This is a genomic window from Pseudomonas sp. 1152_12, from assembly GCF_052850675.1.
On the sequence record NZ_VXCW01000002.1, the window covers coordinates 359831 to 377592 of the forward strand.

Consider the following 17762-nt stretch of genomic DNA (forward strand, 5'->3'; position numbering starts at 1 on the left):
TCGCCGGGGTCGCGATTTTTATCGCAAGACTATGACGAGCGTCGCAATGCGCCGGGTGATGCGCCAAATTCGCGCAACATCGCCGCGGCAAACGCACTTTGCGAACTGTAGCCGACGCGTTCGGCGATTTCACCGATGGGCAGCGAGGTTTCGCGCAGCATGTTCAAGGCCGTCTGCAGGCGACGACTGCGGATGTAGTCCATCGGCGTCTGCCCGCACTCGGCTATAAAACGCGCATGCAAACGCGCCACCGACAGGTCGACGATGCGCGCAAGGTCTGCGACCTGCAGCGGGTGTGCAACGTGTCGTTCGATGAGCGCATCAAACGCTGCATACGGCAGGCGCCGGCCCGGCACCGGTTGGGCGTGCGGGTGATTAAGGCTGGCCAGCAACAGCACTGCACCTTGTTGCACGATCAGCGGGTCATGCACCGGGCTGTGGGCTAGCCATTGCACCAACTGGCTTTGCCTGGAATCCAAGGTCAGGCGCGCCGGTTGGTCTAGCAGGCGTCGACAGGCGTCGGCGTGTGCGCCCAGCGATTGCAGTACCCAGTGTTCGGTGGGCACATCCAGCACCAGGCACCGGCTGCCATCGCGACTGCAGCAGGCATGGTGGGCAGAGAAGGGCAGCACCATCACGCTGCTTTCGCGTACCTGGTTGCCATGGCCATCGACTTCCAGGTCCAGGTGTCCGGACAAACCGAACACCAGTTGTGCATGGTCATGGCTATGGGCGAGGGGTTCTTCGAGATAGTGGCGCAGCGTGAGGGTCGGGCTCATCGCGGTCTCCTGGGCGAGCAGGCTCCTGGCATAGTCGCGCCAGTCTACAACGCTTCAACGGCCCGGGCCCTGTCATCAGACTGACGCACAGTTGTCATGGGCTATTAACCGCCCAGGCGCAAGCTCGCGAAAACACCGTTGAGGGATGCCCATGACCCGTGCCGAGTTCGCCAAACCCAGCCGCAAGCAACGGGTTCGTACCCTGTGGATTTCCGACGTGCACTTGGGCACGCGGGATTGCCAGGCCGAACACTTGTCGCAGTTCCTCAAGGGCTATCACGCCGATAAGGTGTACCTGGTCGGCGACATAATCGATGGCTGGAAGATGCGCGGCGGCATGTATTGGCCCCAGGCCCACACCAACGTGATCCGCCGCCTGCTGACCATGGCCAAGCGCGGCACCGAGGTGATCTACGTCACCGGCAACCACGACGAATTTCTACGGCGCTATTCCAAGCTGATCCTGGGCAATATCCAACTGGTTGACGAAGCCGTGCACGTCACCGCTGATGGGCGTCACCTGTTGGTGATCCACGGCGATCAGTTTGATGTGATCACCCGTTACCACCGCTGGCTGGCGTTCCTCGGCGACTCGGCCTACGAGTTCACCCTTACGCTCAACCGCTGGCTTAACCACTGGCGGGCGCGGTATGGCTATGGCTACTGGTCGCTGTCGGCGTATTTGAAACACAAGGTGAAGACGGCGGTGAGTTTTATCAGCGATTTTGAAGAGGCGATCGCCCACGAAGTGACCAAGCGCGAGCTGCATGGCGTGGTCTGCGGGCATATTCACCATGCAGAGATTCGCAAGGTGGGCGAGGTGGACTACCTCAACTGCGGGGATTGGGTGGAGTCGTGCACGGCGTTGATCGAGCACTGGGATGGGAGTATCGAGTTGTATCGGTTGGCGGACGCGCAGGCGAAAGAGGCACAGCTAAAAGCTGAAATGGTCGCGGGCTAAAGCCGGGCGCGATCCAAATGTGGGAGCGGGCTTGCTCGCGAATGCAGTGTGTCAGTCAATGCATCTGGCGACTGATCTACCGCATTCGCGAGCAAGCCCGCTCCTGCATTTACTTCCGGCTGCTTCAGCTGGAAACGTCGGCGATGGCTTGGGCGAGCAGGCTCAAGCGTGTCGCATCAATACCTGCGACGTTAGCCCGTCCCGAGCTGACCATGTACACGCTGTGCTTCTCCCGCAGTTGCTTCACCTGCTCGGCACTCAAGCCGGTGTAGGAAAACATCCCGCGCTGTGCACCAATATGCGCAAACCGTTCGGACAGCCCGTGTGGCGCCAGCGCCTCCACCAACCCGGAGCGCAACTGTGCGATCCGCGAACGCATGGCTTCGACTTCGTCGCTCCACACCTGCTTAAGCGCGGCATCACCGAGGATGGTCGCGACCACCGCTGCACCATGATCCGGCGGCGTCGACCACAGGTTGCGCGCTGTATTGGCAAGTTGGCTGCGCACATCAGTGAGCTTCTCGGCATCCGCCGCACACACGATCAGCGCCCCGACACGATCGCTGTAAAGGCCGAAATTTTTTGAGCAGGAACTGGTGATCAGTACTTCCGGCAGTTCGGCCGCGAACAGCCGGACTGCCCAGGCGTCCTGCTCCAGGCCGTCGCCAAAGCCTTGGTAGGCGAAGTCGATCAGCGGCAGCAGTTGGCGCTCACGCACGATTTGCAGCACTTGGCGCCAGTCATCCTGGGACAGGTCAAAACCGGTCGGGTTATGGCAGCAGGCGTGCAGCAACACCACGTCGCCCTTGGGCACGCTGGCAAGTGTTGCCAGCATCGCGGCCACATCCAGGCGGTTATCAGCACCCACGTAGGGGTAGTGACTGACCGTGAGCCCGGCCTTGGCGAAGATGGTTTCGTGGATGGGCCAGGTCGGGTTGCTCAGCCACACGCCACGGCCGGGCAGGTTGTGGGCGATAAAGTCGGCGCTCAGGCGCAGGGCGCCGGTGCCGCCCGGGGTTTGGGTGGCACCGGCACGGCGGTCGCGGATCAACGCTGAATCGGCGCCGAGTACCAGTTCGCTGATCAGTGTACCGAAGGCCGCATTACCGTGGCCGCCGATGTAGGTCTTGGTGGTCTGTGTGTCCACTAAGCGTTGCTCGGCGAGCTTCACCGAATGCGGAATCGGCGTCAGGCCTTGGTTGTCCTTATAGACGCCCACCCCCAGGTCGAACTTGTTCGGGTTGCTGTCCTGGGCGTACAGGTCCATCAGCCCGAGGATCGGGTCGCCGGGCACGCGGCCAATCGCGTCGAAATGCATTACTTACGGCCCTCGGCGTCCTTGGCCACTTCGTCGGTGCGCGCGGCCATGATGAAGTCGTTGCGGTGCAGGCCCTTAATCGAGTGGCTCCACCAAGTTACGGTGACTTTGCCCCATTCGGTGAGCAGGCCTGGGTGATGGCCTTCGGCTTCGGAGATTTCACCCATGGCGTTGGTAAAGGCCAAGGCGAATTTGAAGTTCTTGAACAGGAAAACCTTCTCCAGCTGCATCACGCCGTCGCGTACTTCGATGTTCCAGTCCGGAATCTGCTTGATCAGTACTGGCAGCTCTTCGTCGCTGACTTGCGGGGCGTCGGCACGGCAGGCTTCGCAATGGGCTTGGTTCAAGGTGGTCATGTGGGGTGTCCTGAATTCGAATGATTGAAGATCAGTGGGCGTTACCCTAAAGCAACGCGGGGCCAGGGAACAGACTCACCTGGCCTCAAAACGTAAGTGTCACGCGGCTTTGGGTTTGGGGGGGAACTTCGGCGCGTGCAGACCCAACTGCATACCGCGTTCAACCATGCCCATGATGTCTTCCTGCGCCACGTCGAACAGGCGCTTGAGCGCGGGCAAGACGAAATACAGCGGCTGCAGGATGTCGATGCGATACGGCGTGCGCATTGCTTCCAGCGGATCGAAGGCTTGGTGCTCGGGCTCGTCCGACAGGCAGTACACGCTTTCTTTGGGCGACGACAGAATGCCGCCACCGTAAATGCGTCGACCTTGCGGCGTGTCCACCAGCCCAAACTCGATGGTCATCCAGTACAGGCGCGCCAAGTACACACGCTGTTCCTTGGTCGCGGCTAGGCCGAGCTTGCCATAAGTGTGGGTGAATTCGGCGAACCACGGGTTGGTGAGCAGCGGGCAATGGCCGAAAATCTCGTGGAAAATATCCGGCTCTTGCAGGTAGTCCAATTCTTCGCGGGTACGAATAAAAGTCGCCACCGGAAACTGCTTGTTGGCGAGCAATTCGAAGAAGGTCTGGAAGGGGATCAGCGCGGGTACACGGGCGACCTGCCAGCCGGTGGTCTCAGCCAACACCTGGTTGATTTCGCCCAGTTGTGGAATGCGGTCCAGGGGCAGGTCGAGCTTGTCGATGCCGTCCAGGTATTCCTGACAGGCGCGACCTTCGATCACGTTCAACTGGCGCGTGATCAGGGTGTTCCACACCGCGTGCTCTTCTGGCGGGTAGTGGATAAAACCTTGCGCATCGGGCTCGCGGGCCACGTAGTGCGTCTGCTTCATACGGCTCTCCTGCTAGGCATTCGTTCTTGTTATGTCCTGCGATGCACCTATTGATAACGCGGAAGGCGATGGATTCCATCAGGTAGAGGCTCTGCTTTGTAGGAAAATTTACCGACTTTCGTAAAGTATTCGTTACGATAGTGGCATTCATCGTTGCCTTGGGCTGTAAAAAGGCTGCCTGCTGTCACATAATCTTGACGACTATCTGCGCCTCGCGGCAAAAAGACGCGGCGCCTTCCCATCTTTCGGGCCTTTTCATGCGTATTAAAGTGCATTGCCAGAACCGCATCGGCATCCTTCGGGACATCCTCAACCTGTTGGTGGAGTACGGCGTCAACGTCGCGAAGGGCGAGGTGGGCGGCGAACATGGCAACGCCATTTACCTGTTTTGCCCGAATTTAGTGAACATGCAGTTTCAAGCGCTACGTCCGCAGTTCGAAGCAATTGCCGGGGTTTTTGGCGTTAAAAGGGTAGGGCTAATGCCCAGCGAGCGGCGGCATATGGAGCTCAATGCGCTGCTTGGAGCCCTGGAGTTTCCGGTGCTGTCCATCGACATGGGCGGCTCCATCGTCGCCGCCAACCGCGCGGCGGCGCAGTTGCTCGGGGTGCGCGTGGACGAGGTGCCGGGCATTCCGTTGTCACGTTATGCCGAGGACTTTGATTTGCCGGAGCTGGTGCGCGCGAGCAAGTCGCGAATCAACGGCTTGCGGGTCAAGGTCAAGGGCGACGTATTCCTGGCGGATATCGCGCCGCTGCAATCCTCCGAGCACGATGACAGTGAAGCCATGGCTGGCGCCGTGTTGACCCTGCACCGTGCCGACCGGGTGGGGGAGCGAATCTACAATGTACGCAAGCAGGAGTTGCGCGGCTTTGACAGCATTTTCCAGAGCTCTAAGGTCATGGCTGCGGTGGTACGTGAAGCGCGACGCATGGCGCCGTTGGATGCGCCTCTATTAATAGAAGGCGAAACCGGCACCGGCAAGGAGCTGCTGGCGCGTGCTTGTCACCTGGCCAGCCCGCGTGGGCAGTCGCCGCTGATGGCGCTCAATTGTGCAGGTTTACCTGAGTCGATGGCCGAGACTGAGTTGTTTGGCTATGGCCCCGGCGCATTTGAAGGCGCGCGGGCGGAAGGCAAATTGGGGCTGCTGGAGCTGACGGCGGGCGGTACGTTGTTTCTCGACGGTGTAGGGGAAATGAGCGCGCGCTTGCAGGTGAAATTGCTGCGCTTTCTGCAGGATGGGTGCTTTCGTCGGGTCGGCAGCGACGAGGAGGTGTATCTGGATGTGCGGGTGATCTGCGCAACGCAGGTGGACTTGTCAGAACTCTGCGCCCGCGGTGAGTTTCGCCAGGATCTTTATCATCGGCTGAACGTGCTCTCGCTGCATATCCCGCCGTTGCGCGAATGCCTCGACGGCCTTGCGCCTTTGGTCGAACACTTCCTTGATCAAGCCAGCCGACAGATCGGCTGCTCGCTGCCCAAGCTGGCACCGGCGGCAATGGATCGGCTGAGCCACTATCACTGGCCGGGCAATGTGCGGCAGTTGGAGAATGTGTTGTTTCAGGCGGTGTCGTTGTGCGAGGGCGGGACGGTCAAGGCTGAGCATATTCGCTTGCCGGACTACGGCGTGCGTCAGCCGCTGGGTGATTTCTCGCTGGAGGGTGGATTGGAAGCGATCGTCGGTCGGTTCGAAAAGGCGGTGCTTGAGAGTTTGTATGCCGAGCACCCGAGCAGCCGACAGTTGGGTAAGCGCCTGGGGGTGTCTCATACCACCATCGCGAATAAGTTGCGTGATTACGAGATTCTCAAGGGCGATAAATAAGCACAGACACACCGCTGTTAAAACTGTGGGAGCGAGCAAGCGCGCTCCCACATTTGATCTTTGTCATTTTCAAGACCGATGCTTGCCGCAGGCGGCAGTAGTCCGCCGTTTTTTCGACTCTTACCCATCCCGTAAATCCTCACGCCTGTCAGCAAACCCCCGCCCCGTCTGGATTTGCCCCTCTTTTAAAAAGTTGGTTCGCAAATTGCTTAAGCCTCATCAGTACAGCGGTGGGCGGCAAGCGTCCGTCAGAAAGAGGATAGAGCGTGGACAAGTACCTTTATGTGGCAATGACCGGCGCCAGCCAGAATGCACTGGCGCAGAAGGCCCATGCCAACAATCTGGCGAACATTTCCACCAACGGCTTCCAGCGTGACCTGGAGCAGGCGCGGTCGATGCCAGTGTTTGGTGACAGCTTTCCGGCGCGGGCATTTGCCATGACCGAACGGCCGGCCACCGACTTCTCCCCGGGCGCCATGATCGAAACCGGTCGTGACCTCGATGTGGCCGTCAACGGCAACGGTTGGATCGCCGTGCAAACCCCTGATGGCAGCGAAGCCTACGTGCGCAGCGCCAGCATGAACGTCGATGCGCTGGGTGTGTTGCGCGCTGGCAACGGCATGCCCGTGATGGGCAACGGTGGTCCCATTGCTGTGCCGCCACAGCAAAAAATCGAAGTGGGCTCTGACGGCACCATTAGCATCCGTGCCATGGGCGAAGGCCCGCGAGTGATGGCTGAAGTGGACCGCATCAAGATGGTCCAGCCAGACCTCAAGAACATGAATAAAGGCCTCGACGGCACCATCCACACTAAGGATGGCAAACCGGCGCAGGCGGACGCGAGCGTCACGCTGACGTCGGGCTTCCTGCAGGCGAGCAACGTCAACGCCGTGGAAGAAATGACCGCGGTGCTGTCGCTCTCCAAGCAGTTCGAGCTGCACATCAAGATGATGAACAGCGCCAAAGAAGATGATCAGGCCATGACTCGCGTCATGCAGATGAGCTGATTGACCGAAGACTAATTTTGCAGCACGGCGCCAACAAACAGGCGCACGAAGGAGAACACTATGCTTCCGGCTCTATGGGTTGCCAAAACAGGTTTGTCCGCCCAGGACACCAACCTGACCACCATTTCCAACAACTTGGCGAACGTATCGACCACGGGTTTCAAACGTGACCGTGCTGAGTTCCAGGACTTGCTCTATCAGATCAAGAAGCAGCCGGGCGCCCAGTCGACCCAGGACAGCGAACTGCCTTCGGGCCTGCAATTGGGTACCGGTGTGCAGATCGTCGGCACCCAGAAGAACTTCAGCGCCGGTAACCTGCAGCAAACCGGCCAGCCGTTGGACATGGCCATCAACGGCCGTGGTTTCTTCCAGATCCTGCAGCCGGATGGGACCACGTCCTACACCCGCGACGGTACTTTTCACCTCGACTCCAACGGCCAGATCGTCACGGCCAATGGGTTCGCCCTGGAGCCGGCTGTCGTCGTGCCTGCGGATGCCAAGACCTTCACCGTCGGCAACGACGGCACCGTGTCGATTACTGTGGCCGGCAACCCGGCGTCGCAAGTGATCGGCAACCTGCAAACCGCCGACTTCATCAACCCGGCTGGCCTGCAGGCCATGGGTAACAACTTGTTCCTGGAAACCGCCTCCAGCGGCGCGCCGCAAATCGGCACCCCTGGCCTGAACGGTTTCGGCACCACCCTGCAAAGCACCCTGGAAACCTCCAACGTGAGCACCGTTGAGGAGATGGTCAACATGATCACCACCCAGCGCGCCTACGAGATGAACTCCAAGGTGATTTCCACCGCCGACCAGATGCTTTCGTTCGTAACGCAGAATCTGTAATCAAGTCTATGGGGCGCCCTTGGTGGCGCCTGCAACACCGTGAGGTAAGGGTCATGAATCGCTATGTTTATGTTCTGGCATTGAGTGGGATCGCCGTGCTCGCGGGCTGTGTTGCCCCGACGCCAAAGCCCAATGACCCGTACTATGCGCCGGTGTTGCCACGCACGCCGTTGCCGGCGGCGGCCAACAATGGCTCGATCTACCAGGCTGGTTTCGAACAGAACCTGTACAGCGACCGCAAGGCGTTCCGTGTGGGTGACATCATCACCATCACGCTGAACGAGAAGACCCAGGCCAGTAAAAACGCCAACTCGCAGGTGGGCAAAACCAGCACCAACAGCATTGGTCTGACCTCGTTGTTTGGTGCTGTGCCGAACACCAATAACCCGCTGGGCAATGGCGATCTGAGCCTTAACGCCGGGTACAGCGGTAACCGCGCCACCAACGGCAAAAGCGCCGCGGGGCAGGGCAATAGCCTCACGGGTTCGATCACCGTGACCGTCGCAGATGTGTTGCCAAACGGCATCATCGCCATCCGTGGCGAAAAGTGGATGACCCTCAACACCGGTGACGAGTTGGTGCGAATTGCTGGAATGGTGCGGGCCGATGACATTGCCACCGACAACACGGTGTCTTCGACGCGGATTGCCGATGCACGCATTACCTACTCGGGTACGGGTTCGTTTGCTGATGCGAGTCAGCCGGGCTGGTTCGACCGTTTCTTCCTTAGCCCGTTGTTCCCTTTCTAGGTGGCCACTTTGAAACTCAAACAGCTGATGGCTGCCGCGTTATTGCTGGCCTTGAGCGCAGGGGTTCACGCCGAGCGGTTGAAAGACATCGCCAGTATTTCCGGCGTGCGCTCCAACCAATTGATCGGGTACGGTCTGGTGGTGGGGCTCAACGGTACGGGTGACCAAACCACCCAGACCCCGTTCACCCTGCAGACCTTCAACAACATGCTCTCTCAGTTTGGCATCAAGGTACCAGCGGGTTCGGGCAACGTGCAGCTGAAAAACGTTGCCGCCGTGTCGATCAGTGCCGACTTGCCGGCGTTCGCCAAGCCGGGGCAGGTGGTGGACATTACTGTTTCGTCCATCGGTAACTCGAAAAGCCTGCGCGGCGGCACTCTGTTGATGACGCCGCTGAAGGGGATCGACGGCAACGTCTACGCTATCGCCCAGGGCAACCTGGTGGTGGGCGGTTTTGACGCTGAGGGCCGCGACGGTTCGAAGATCACCGTCAACGTGCCGTCGGCCGGCCGGATTCCCGGTGGTGCGTCGGTGGAGCGCACGGTTCCCAGCGGCTTCAACCAGGGCAACAGCCTGACCCTGAACCTCAACCGTTCGGACTTCACCACCGCCAAGCGCGTGGTCGACAAGATCAATGAACTGCTCGGCCCAGGCGTGGCCCAGGCCATTGATGGCGGCTCGATTCGCGTCACTGCGCCGCTGGACCCAAGCCAGCGCGTTGACTACCTGTCGTTGCTCGAAAACCTCGAGGTCGACCCGGGTCAGGCGGTGGCCAAGGTCATCATCAACTCGCGTACCGGCACCATCGTGATCGGCCAGAACGTCAAGGTGTCGCCAGCAGCGGTGACCCACGGCAGTCTGACCGTGACCATCACCGAAGACCCGATCGTCAGCCAGCCTGGGCCATTGTCCAACGGCCAGACAGCGGTGGTTCCGCGTTCGCGTGTGAATGCTCAGCAAGAAGCCAAGCCAATGTTCAAATTCGGCCCCGGCACCACTCTGGACGAGATTGTCCGCGCGGTGAACCAGGTGGGCGCTGCGCCAGGCGACTTGATGGCGATCCTTGAAGCTCTGAAACAGGCCGGCGCCTTGCAAGCCGACCTGATCGTGATCTGAGGTCATGGCCATGGATATGCGCAAGAGTGGGATCAGCAGCACAGCGGACTCGGGGTCCTACTCCGACCTGAACCGGCTTAACCAGCTCAAGGTCGGCGCTGACAAGAACAGTGACGGCAACATGCGCAAAGTGGCGCAGGAGTTCGAGTCGCTGTTCTTGAGCGAGATGCTCAAGTCCATGCGCTCGGCCACCGAAGCGCTGGGCAAGGACAACCCACTGAATACCCCGGCCGCCAAGCAGTACCAGGAAATGTATGACCAGCAACTCGCGGTCTCGATGTCCCGCGAGGGCGGCGGTATCGGTCTGGCTGACGTGTTGATGCGCCAAATGCAGAAGAACAAACCGGTGGACGCCCAGGCGGCCACGTTGCAAGGCCCGGAGGCGGCGCAAGCGCCCGCGAAGAAAGTCGATGTGCCGACTGAAATTGCAGCGGGCACTAAAGCAGAGGGGCCGCTGGGCCGCTCCAATGGCCAGCGACCGCTGTGGGCTTACCGCGTGGCGGTGCCTGAAGGCGCCAGTACCCACGCCAACGATATGGAATTGATGAACCAGCGCCGTATCGCCTTGCCGAGCAAGCTGACGGATCGACTGTTGGCCGGCATCGTGCCCAACGCACCGGTTGCCATCGATGCCAAAAGCGCGCCGTTGCGCAATAGCGCCGTCGCCGACAACGTGATCAACAGCACGCGTAGCTTCGCCGTGCCGAGCGGGCGCATGCAGGTGTATGGCCGCGCCATCGCCCAGCCACCGCTGGCGCCGGCGAAGAAAGCCTTCAGCTCGCAGGATGAATTTGTCGCCACCATGCTGCCGATGGCCAAGGCCGCTGCAGCGCGTATCGGTGTCGATCCCAAGTACCTGGTGGCCCAGGCCGCCCTGGAAACCGGTTGGGGTAAATCGGTGATGCGCGCCGAAGACGGCAGCAGCAGCCACAACCTGTTCGGCATCAAGGCCGGGCAGAGTTGGCAGGGCGGCCAGGCGCGTGCGATTACCAGCGAGTTTCGTGATGGGGCGATGGTCAAGGAGACGGCACACTTCCGCTCCTATAACTCCTATCAGGACAGCTTCCACGACCTCGTGACATTGCTGCAAAGCAATGATCGCTATAAAGAAGTTGTGAAATCAGCCGACAACCCGGAACAGTTTGTACGCGAGTTGCAAAAAGCCGGATATGCAACCGACCCGGACTACGCCAGCAAGATTTCGCAGATCGCCAAAACGATGAACAGTTACCAGAACTACGCTGCCGCGGGCGCATCCACTCATTTATAAGGTTTGAATCATGAGTTTGCTCAATATCGGGATGTCGGGGCTTAACGCCGCTCAAGGATCGTTGTCGGTCCTGAGTAACAACATCGCCAACGCCAACACTCCGGGGTACTCGCGCCAGCAGACGACTCAGAATGCCAGCGCTTCGAACCCGTACGGCGGCGTATTTATTGGCAGCGGCACGACCCTGGCGGATGTGCGCCGGGTGTATAACGAGTTCTTGGATGCGGCCTACCAGAACAGCACCTCACTCAATAACGATGTCAAGGCTTACGCAAGCCAGGCGAGTGCGATTGATAAGACCTTGTCGGACAAGACCACCGGCATGTCCTCGGTGTTGAGTGCGTTCTTCGCCGCCGTACAGACCTCGGCGGCCAACCCCAGTGACGTGTCCGCCCGGCAAGTGCTGTTGTCCAGTGCGCAGACCCTGAGCAACCGTTTCAACTCGATCTCCAACCAATTGAACCAGCAAAAAGAGTCGATCAATGGCCAGTTGAGCACCATGAGCGATCAGGTCAACAAACTGACCTCCTCGATTGCCTCGCTCAACAAGCAGATCACTCAGGCCCAGGGTTCAAGCAACAGCGCCCCGGCCAACCTGCTGGATACCCGTAACGAAGCCGTGCGTTCGCTCAATGAGTTGGTCGGCGTTACCGCCAGCGAAAAGAATGGCGTGTTCAGCGTCAGTACCGGCAGTGGCCAGTCGCTGGTGCTGGGTGATCAGTCCAACACTATTTCGGCAGTGCCGAGCGCCAGCGACCCGAGCCAGTACACCATCCAGCTCAACGCTGGCGGCGGCACATCGATTGATCTGGGTAACGTCATCAGCGGTGGCAGCATTGGCGGCCTGCTGCGTTATCGCAGTGACGCGTTGATGCCAGCGATCAATGACCTGGGGCGTATTGCGATTGCCACTGCCGACACCGTCAACAGTCAGTTGGGCCAGGGCCTGGATTTGAACGGTGACTTCGGCTCGTCGTTGTTCAAGGACATCAACAGCGCCGCGGCGATTGCCCAGCGTAGCGTTGGCGCGGCGAGCAACAGCAGCGGTTCCGGCAACCTGAACGTGAGCATCCAAGACAGCAGCAAGCTGTCGACCTACGACTATAAAGTCACCTTCACCAGTGGCAACAATTACACCGTGATGCGTTCCGACGGTAAAGCCATGGGCGCGTTCGACACGACCACTACACCGCCGCCGGTGATTGACGGGTTCACCTTGGCGTTAGACGGCAAGGGGCCGATCGCCGCCGGCGACAGCTTCAAAGTTAGCCCGACCGCTAACGGTGCGACCAACATGGGTACCGACCTGAAGGACGCGAATAAAATCGCATTCGCCGGGCCGTTGCTGGGTGAGGGCAGCAAGACCAACCAAGGCACTGGCACTTTTACGCCGCCGACCTTGAGCGTGCCGATCGACATTCACGGTGGCGCGGATACCGCTCAATTGCGTACTGGGATTGAACACTCGATGCCAGTGAAGATGGTGTTCGGTAAGCCAGCCGCTGATGGCACTCAGGCTTACACGCTCAATGACTCTCAGGGCAACCCGATTGGCAACGGCACTATCGTGCCGGGCACGAGCAACAAAATCACCGTCGACGTGCCAATGCGTGACGCCAACGGCGCACTGCTGGTGCCGGCCAAGAGCTTCAAGTTTGATACGACCGTGGGGGGCGCGCCTGCCGATGGTGACAGCACCACGTTCTCCTTCAACGCGTCGGGTAAGTCGGACAACCGCAATGCCCAAGCCCTGCTGGACCTGCAAACCAAGGCCACGGTCGGGTTGTCGGACGGCAGCGGCGGCGGTGTGAGCTTGGTCGCGGCTAACAGCCGCCTGGTCTCCACGGTGGGGGCCAAGGCTGCCTCGGCCATTACCGACACCACAGCCACCGGTGCGTTGCTCAAGGCCAACCAGGATGCGCGTAACTCGGTGTCCCAGGTCAACTTGGATGAGGAGGCGGGCGACATGATCAAGTTCCAGCAGTACTACACGGCGTCGTCGCAGATCATCAAGGCTGCGCAAGAAACCTTCAGCACGCTGATCAATAGTCTTTAAAGGAGCTTGGTACGATGCGTATTTCGACTGCTCAATATTACGAAACCAGCTCCGCCAAGTACTCGGACAACTACTCCAGTGTGGTGAAGGCCCAGGAACAGGCCAGCTCCGGTGTGCGTGTGCAAACCGCCGCGGATGATCCGGTAGCGGCCGCACGGTTGCTGTTGCTGCAACAGCAGAAAGACATGCTGGGCCAGTTCAGCGGTAACGTCACCAGCCTGAAAAACTCCCTGACCAACGAAGAAAGCGTACTGAGTTCGATCGACGATGCGATGCAGCGCGCCAGTCAGTTGGCGCTGCGTGCCGGTGGTTCGATCAGCGATGCTGATCGCCGGTCTATCGCCAGCGAGATCGGCGCGATTGAAAATCAGGTACTGGGGCTGCTCAACAGCAAAGACTCGTCCGGCAACTATATGTTTTCCGGCTCCAGGTCCCAGACCCCGCCGTATTCGCGTAACAGCGACGGCACCTACAGCTATCAGGGTGATGAAACGCCGCTGAGTCTGCAGGTTTCCAATACGCTGAACGTCAGCGCTGGTGATACCGGCAAGACCATTCTGGAAGGCGCAGCCAACTCGGGGCGCACCCAGGCCACGTGGCTGCCGCCGGTGCCGCAGACGGTGCCGCCTACGGTCAATGATAATAAGGTCGCGCTGTCGGCCGGGTTGGTCACCTCGGGTATTGACTACACCAAGAAATTCGCTGATGGCCAGCCCTACAAGCTGACCTTCACCAGCAGCACGCAATACAAGGTGGCCGACAAGGACGGCAACGACGTAACGTCCGAGATTCCCGGCAACGGCACGTTCGATGCCACCAAGGAAGGCGGTAACAGCGTGGCGTTGCGCGGTGTGAAGTTCGATATCACGCTGAGCCTGGGTGATGTCTCGCCCGGCGCCAATTCTGATGCACTGGTCAAGGATCGTTCGTTCAGCCTGGAAGCCAAGCCGGATACCTTCAGCGTCTCGCGCACGCCAAGCAATACCTCCACGGCTCAATTGACCGGTGCTCGTGTGTCCAATCAGGCGGATTACGCCAGCACGTTCCCGGCCAACAGTGGGGCGGTTATCAAGTTCACCAGCGCCACCGCCTACGAGGTGTACGCCCAACCTTACTCGACCGACAGCAAGGCAATTGCCACCGGTGATACCGGCGGCGGCACAACCGTGACGGCGGCTGGGGTGACGTTTGATGTGAATGCCGGACCACCGCAGGCGGGTGACCAATTCTCAGTCGGTGCCAGTACTAAGAAAACCCAGAACGCGCTGGATACCCTCAGCCAATTGCGTCAGGCACTGGAGCAACCTGCCGACGGCAATCCGGCGGCGATGATCAAGCTCAAGGATGTCCTGGATGCGTCGATCAGCAACCTGGCCAATTCGCGTACCCAACTCGATAACGTGCGTGGCTCCATCGGTGCGCGGCAGAATGCCCTGGATATCCAGGCCAGTGAAAACACCAGTATTGGCCTGGCCAATACCAGCACCATGAGCGATCTGGCCAACATCGACATGGGCGAGGCGGCGATCAACCTGACGTTGCAGCAAACCATGCTGCAAGCGTCGCAACTGGCTTTCGTGAAAATTTCCCAGTTGACCCTGTTCAGCCGAATGTAATCCCATCGCGATTACGCAGCGGCCCAGCCTGGTAACAGGCTGGGCCGTTGTCGTTTCTGCGCCTTAATTGTTTGAAGGTTTTGCACAAAGCACACAAAATTGAGTGACCTGTGAGTCATAAAGCGCATCTTCACTGTATCGTGTGAAAAGGAAAAGTCGTCGCCAGGTCGTTGCGCGCAGGCTTTCAGCGAGATTTTTGCGGGGTTATCCCCTTTATTGTCAACGCCCCCGAGGCAGTTCGCGGGGTGTTCTCCAGCTATTTAGTATTGGGAAGCCACAATGATTGGCATAAAAAGCATCGCCAGTTACGTGCCGGCAGACGGGATCGATAACTACGCCCAGGGTGCCAAATTCGCCAAGGATGAAGAATTCATCATTGGCAAGATCGGCTCGGCGTTCCTGCCGCGCAAGGAAACGACGCAGGAAACTTCTGATCTGTGTGTCGAGGCGGTCAACGCTTTGTTTGCCAACAACCCGGATTTGAAGCGCGAGTCGATTGACGCGCTGATCGTCGTGACCCAGAACGGCGACGAAGAGGGTTTGCCGCACACCGCCGCTATCGTTCAGGACAAACTCGGCCTGCCAACTCACGTGGCCGCCTTCGATATTTCCCTGGGCTGCTCCGGCTACGTCTACGGCATTTACGCGATGAAGGGCTTCATGGAAGCCACCGGCCTGAAAAACGGCCTGCTGATTACCGCGGACCCGTATTCGAAGATCGTCGACCCGCAAGATCGCAACACCACCATGTTGTTCGGCGATGCCGCCACCGCCACCTGGATGGGCGAAGACGCGCCGTGGTTGCTGGGCAAGTCCAAATTCGGCACCGATGGTTCCGGCGCACCGCACCTGAAGGTCAGTGATGGTGTGTTCTTCATGAACGGCCGCCAGGTGTTCAACTTTGCCTTGCTCAAGGTGCCGGCGCATTTGCACGAACTGCTCAATGAGTCTGACCTCAAGGCTGACGACATCGATGCGTTTTGCATTCACCAGGGCAGTGCGGCGATTGTCGATGCCGTGGCGCGGCGGTTTGAAGATGCGCCGGTGGACAAGTTCATCAAGGACATGGTCGAGACCGGTAACACCGTGTCGTCGAGCATTCCGCTGTTGCTTGAAAAGCACGTGATGAGCGCGACCTGGAAGCGCGTGGCGATCAGTGGCTTTGGTGTTGGCCTGTCCTGGGGCTCGGCAATTCTCTATCGCCCGTGACGCCTCAATAGCCTGAACGCTCTCCACAAGCGCGGCATAAAAAAACGCCGATGATCGACCGATCATCGGCGTTTTTTATTTGGCGCCAGAAAAGCCAATGAATCCGGGGTTTTGAGCTACCGTAAACCGTTGAAATTCAAGGGGTGGCACAGGGCTAGTAAAAATTTTCAAAAAAAGCCTCAAGCAACCGGCTCCCACGACGATAACTATTACGTAGGTTCTCAGGCCACACCCGGCGGTTGCCAGGGCCGGAAGCCGCAGTATCCATCCAACGAGGATTTCGTCATGGCTTTAACAGTAAACACCAACATTGCTTCGATCACTACTCAGGGCAACCTGAACAAAGCTGGCGGCGCCCTGGCCCAATCGATGCAGCGCCTGTCTTCCGGCCTGCGTATCAACAGCGCTAAAGACGACGCCGCCGGCCTGGGTATCGCCAACCGTATGACCAGCCAGATCAACGGCCTGGGTCAAGCTGTAAAGAACGCCAACGATGGTATCTCCATCGCGCAGACCGCTGAAGGCGCAATGCAGGCTTCGACCGATATTCTGCAAAAAATGCGTACCCTGGCTCTGTCCTCGGCTACTGGCTCCCTGAGCACCGACGACCGTAAGTCGAACAACGACGAATACCAGGCTCTGACTTCGGAACTGACCCGTATCGCCCAGACCACTACTTTCGGTGGCCAGAAGCTGCTGGACGGTTCGTACGGTACCAAGTCGATCCAGGTTGGCGCCAATGCTAACGAAACCATCAACCTGTCCCTGGACAACGTTGCTGCCAACAACATCGGTTCGCAGCAAATCAAGAGCATCGGCATCACTCCAGGCGCTGGTGTTGTAGGCGGCGCAATCGCAGTGACCGGTAACGGCCAGACTGCCAGCGTTACCGTAGCCGGTGCAGCTTCTGCCAAAACCATCGCTGCCCAGCTGAACGGCGCCATCGGTGGCCTGAACGCTACCGCCAGCACTGAAGCTGAGTTCGTAGTCGGCGCCGGTGCTGCTACCGCTCCTGCTTCGTTCACCATGACCGTTGGCGGCCAAGCCACCACGTTCGTTGGCGTAAAAGACACTGCCAGCCTGGCTGACCAGCTGAAGTCGAACTCCGCCAAACTGGGTATCAGCGTTAACTACGACGAGACCAAAGGCACTCTGTCGGTTAAATCCGACACCGGTGAAAACCTGTCCTTCAGCGCTTCGACCGCTGCCGGCACCATCACTGTTGCAACCAAAGACGGTTCCGGCACTTACGGTACTGCTACTGCCCTGGCTGATGGCATCATCGCCACCGGTGCGGTGAACATGGACTCCGCCAAGGGCTACTCCCTGGAAGGCGCTGGTGTGACCGGTATCTTCGGTGCCGCTACTTCGGCTGCTTCGGCCAAGACCTCCGTATCACAAACCGACGTAACTGACGCCACCAAGGCGCAGAACGCCGTTTCCGTGATCGACCAGGCTATCGCGACCATCTCCAGCTCCCGTTCGGGCCTGGGCGCTGTTCAGAACCGTCTGACCAGCACTGTGGACAACCTGTCCAACATCCAGAAAAACAGCACTGCTGCTCGCTCCACCATCCAGGATGTCGACTTCGCTTCCGAAGCCGCTGAACTGACCAAGCAGCAAACCCTGCAGTCGGCTTCCACTGCGATCCTGTCGCAGGCTAACCAGCTGCCATCCGCTGTACTGAAGCTGCTTCAGTAATTACAGCACTTGGTGACTGACGGAAGGGCGCGTTTACGTGCCCTTTCGTCTTTTCCAGTCAGAGGAG

General features: G+C 59.4%; 15 protein-coding genes. 11 read left to right on the top strand and 4 right to left on the bottom strand.

Annotation, left to right across the window (positions count from 1 at the left end):
• Positions 1–29 precede the first annotated feature (29 nt).
• Positions 30–779 (bottom strand): AraC family transcriptional regulator, encoded by a 750-nt coding sequence (locus FW764_RS04310; protein WP_446432904.1) that lies wholly within the window; start codon positions 777–779, stop codon positions 30–32.
• Positions 780–930: 151 nt separating this feature from the next.
• On the opposite strand from FW764_RS04310, the gene FW764_RS04315 reads away from it, so the two are divergent.
• Positions 931–1740, top strand: coding sequence for a UDP-2,3-diacylglucosamine diphosphatase (locus tag FW764_RS04315; RefSeq protein ID WP_446432905.1), 810 nt, complete (start codon positions 931–933; stop codon positions 1738–1740).
• Positions 1741–1864: 124 nt separating this feature from the next.
• Here FW764_RS04315 and FW764_RS04320 read toward each other — a convergent pair whose 3' ends face one another.
• The 3 genes from FW764_RS04320 to phhA form a co-directional block, all read right to left on the bottom strand.
• The gene (locus FW764_RS04320; RefSeq protein ID WP_446432906.1) at positions 1865–3058 is read right to left on the bottom strand and encodes an amino acid aminotransferase; all 1194 of its coding nucleotides are present in this window, start codon (positions 3056–3058) and stop codon (positions 1865–1867) included.
• On the bottom strand, positions 3058–3414 hold the full coding sequence (locus FW764_RS04325; RefSeq protein ID WP_017134918.1) for a 4a-hydroxytetrahydrobiopterin dehydratase: 357 nt from the start codon (positions 3412–3414) through the stop codon (positions 3058–3060). The genes FW764_RS04320 and FW764_RS04325 overlap by 1 nt, the downstream gene beginning before the upstream one ends.
• 99 nt (positions 3415–3513) lie before the next feature.
• Entirely contained in the window at positions 3514–4305 is a 792-nt protein-coding gene (gene phhA / locus FW764_RS04330; RefSeq protein ID WP_446432907.1) for a phenylalanine 4-monooxygenase, read from the bottom strand.
• Between the two features lie 257 nt (positions 4306–4562).
• Here phhA and FW764_RS04335 point away from each other — a divergent pair, with 257 nt between their 5' ends.
• From FW764_RS04335 to FW764_RS04380, 10 genes are all read left to right on the top strand, one after another.
• Positions 4563–6125, top strand: a complete 1563-nt coding sequence (locus FW764_RS04335; RefSeq protein ID WP_446432908.1) for a sigma-54-dependent transcriptional regulator — start codon at positions 4563–4565, stop codon at positions 6123–6125.
• A gap of 266 nt (positions 6126–6391) precedes the next feature.
• Positions 6392–7132 (top strand): flagellar basal body rod protein FlgF, encoded by a 741-nt coding sequence (locus FW764_RS04340; RefSeq protein WP_083357477.1) that lies wholly within the window; start codon positions 6392–6394, stop codon positions 7130–7132.
• A gap of 60 nt (positions 7133–7192) precedes the next feature.
• On the top strand, positions 7193–7978 hold the full coding sequence (gene flgG, locus FW764_RS04345; protein WP_005790105.1) for a flagellar basal-body rod protein FlgG: 786 nt from the start codon (positions 7193–7195) through the stop codon (positions 7976–7978).
• 53 nt (positions 7979–8031) lie between these two features.
• Positions 8032–8727 (top strand): flagellar basal body L-ring protein FlgH, encoded by a 696-nt coding sequence (gene flgH, locus FW764_RS04350; protein WP_446432909.1) that lies wholly within the window; start codon positions 8032–8034, stop codon positions 8725–8727.
• Between the two features lie 27 nt (positions 8728–8754).
• Positions 8755–9843, top strand: coding sequence for a flagellar basal body P-ring protein FlgI (locus tag FW764_RS04355; protein WP_446433076.1), 1089 nt, complete (start codon positions 8755–8757; stop codon positions 9841–9843).
• A 4-nt stretch (positions 9844–9847) separates the two neighbouring features.
• Positions 9848–11113 carry a flagellar assembly peptidoglycan hydrolase FlgJ gene (gene flgJ / locus FW764_RS04360; protein WP_446432910.1) on the top strand — a complete coding sequence of 422 codons (1266 nt, stop codon included), beginning with the start codon at positions 9848–9850 and terminating at the stop codon, positions 11111–11113.
• Positions 11114–11123: 10 nt separating this feature from the next.
• On the top strand, positions 11124–13169 hold the full coding sequence (gene flgK / locus FW764_RS04365) for a flagellar hook-associated protein FlgK (RefSeq protein ID WP_446432911.1): 2046 nt from the start codon (positions 11124–11126) through the stop codon (positions 13167–13169).
• A gap of 14 nt (positions 13170–13183) precedes the next feature.
• Positions 13184–14785, top strand: a complete 1602-nt coding sequence (locus tag FW764_RS04370) for a flagellar hook-associated protein 3 (protein ID WP_446432912.1) — start codon at positions 13184–13186, stop codon at positions 14783–14785.
• 279 nt (positions 14786–15064) lie between these two features.
• On the top strand, positions 15065–15994 hold the full coding sequence (locus FW764_RS04375; protein WP_446432913.1) for a ketoacyl-ACP synthase III: 930 nt from the start codon (positions 15065–15067) through the stop codon (positions 15992–15994).
• A gap of 285 nt (positions 15995–16279) precedes the next feature.
• Positions 16280–17695 carry a flagellin N-terminal helical domain-containing protein gene (locus FW764_RS04380; RefSeq protein ID WP_446432914.1) on the top strand — a complete coding sequence of 472 codons (1416 nt, stop codon included), beginning with the start codon at positions 16280–16282 and terminating at the stop codon, positions 17693–17695.
• Positions 17696–17762 lie beyond the last annotated feature (67 nt).

Excerpts from the sequence above, each read along its gene's own strand:
- flgK (WP_446432911.1), top strand. The coding sequence starts at position 11,124 with ATGAGTTTGCTCAATATCGGGATGTCGGGGCTTAACGCCGCTCAAGGA.
- FW764_RS04315 (WP_446432905.1), top strand. The coding sequence starts at position 931 with ATGACCCGTGCCGAGTTCGCCAAACCCAGCCGCAAGCAACGGGTTCGT.
- FW764_RS04375 (WP_446432913.1), top strand. The coding sequence starts at position 15,065 with ATGATTGGCATAAAAAGCATCGCCAGTTACGTGCCGGCAGACGGGATC.
- flgH (WP_446432909.1), top strand. The coding sequence starts at position 8,032 with ATGAATCGCTATGTTTATGTTCTGGCATTGAGTGGGATCGCCGTGCTC.
- FW764_RS04370 (WP_446432912.1), top strand. The coding sequence starts at position 13,184 with ATGCGTATTTCGACTGCTCAATATTACGAAACCAGCTCCGCCAAGTAC.
- FW764_RS04320 (WP_446432906.1), bottom strand. The coding sequence starts at position 3,058 with ATGCATTTCGACGCGATTGGCCGCGTGCCCGGCGACCCGATCCTCGGG.
- flgG (WP_005790105.1), top strand. The coding sequence starts at position 7,193 with ATGCTTCCGGCTCTATGGGTTGCCAAAACAGGTTTGTCCGCCCAGGAC.
- FW764_RS04380 (WP_446432914.1), top strand. The coding sequence starts at position 16,280 with ATGGCTTTAACAGTAAACACCAACATTGCTTCGATCACTACTCAGGGC.
- flgJ (WP_446432910.1), top strand. The coding sequence starts at position 9,848 with ATGGCCATGGATATGCGCAAGAGTGGGATCAGCAGCACAGCGGACTCG.
- FW764_RS04310 (WP_446432904.1), bottom strand. The coding sequence starts at position 779 with ATGAGCCCGACCCTCACGCTGCGCCACTATCTCGAAGAACCCCTCGCC.
- FW764_RS04355 (WP_446433076.1), top strand. The coding sequence starts at position 8,755 with ATGGCTGCCGCGTTATTGCTGGCCTTGAGCGCAGGGGTTCACGCCGAG.
- phhA (WP_446432907.1), bottom strand. The coding sequence starts at position 4,305 with ATGAAGCAGACGCACTACGTGGCCCGCGAGCCCGATGCGCAAGGTTTT.
- FW764_RS04335 (WP_446432908.1), top strand. The coding sequence starts at position 4,563 with ATGCGTATTAAAGTGCATTGCCAGAACCGCATCGGCATCCTTCGGGAC.
- FW764_RS04325 (WP_017134918.1), bottom strand. The coding sequence starts at position 3,414 with ATGACCACCTTGAACCAAGCCCATTGCGAAGCCTGCCGTGCCGACGCC.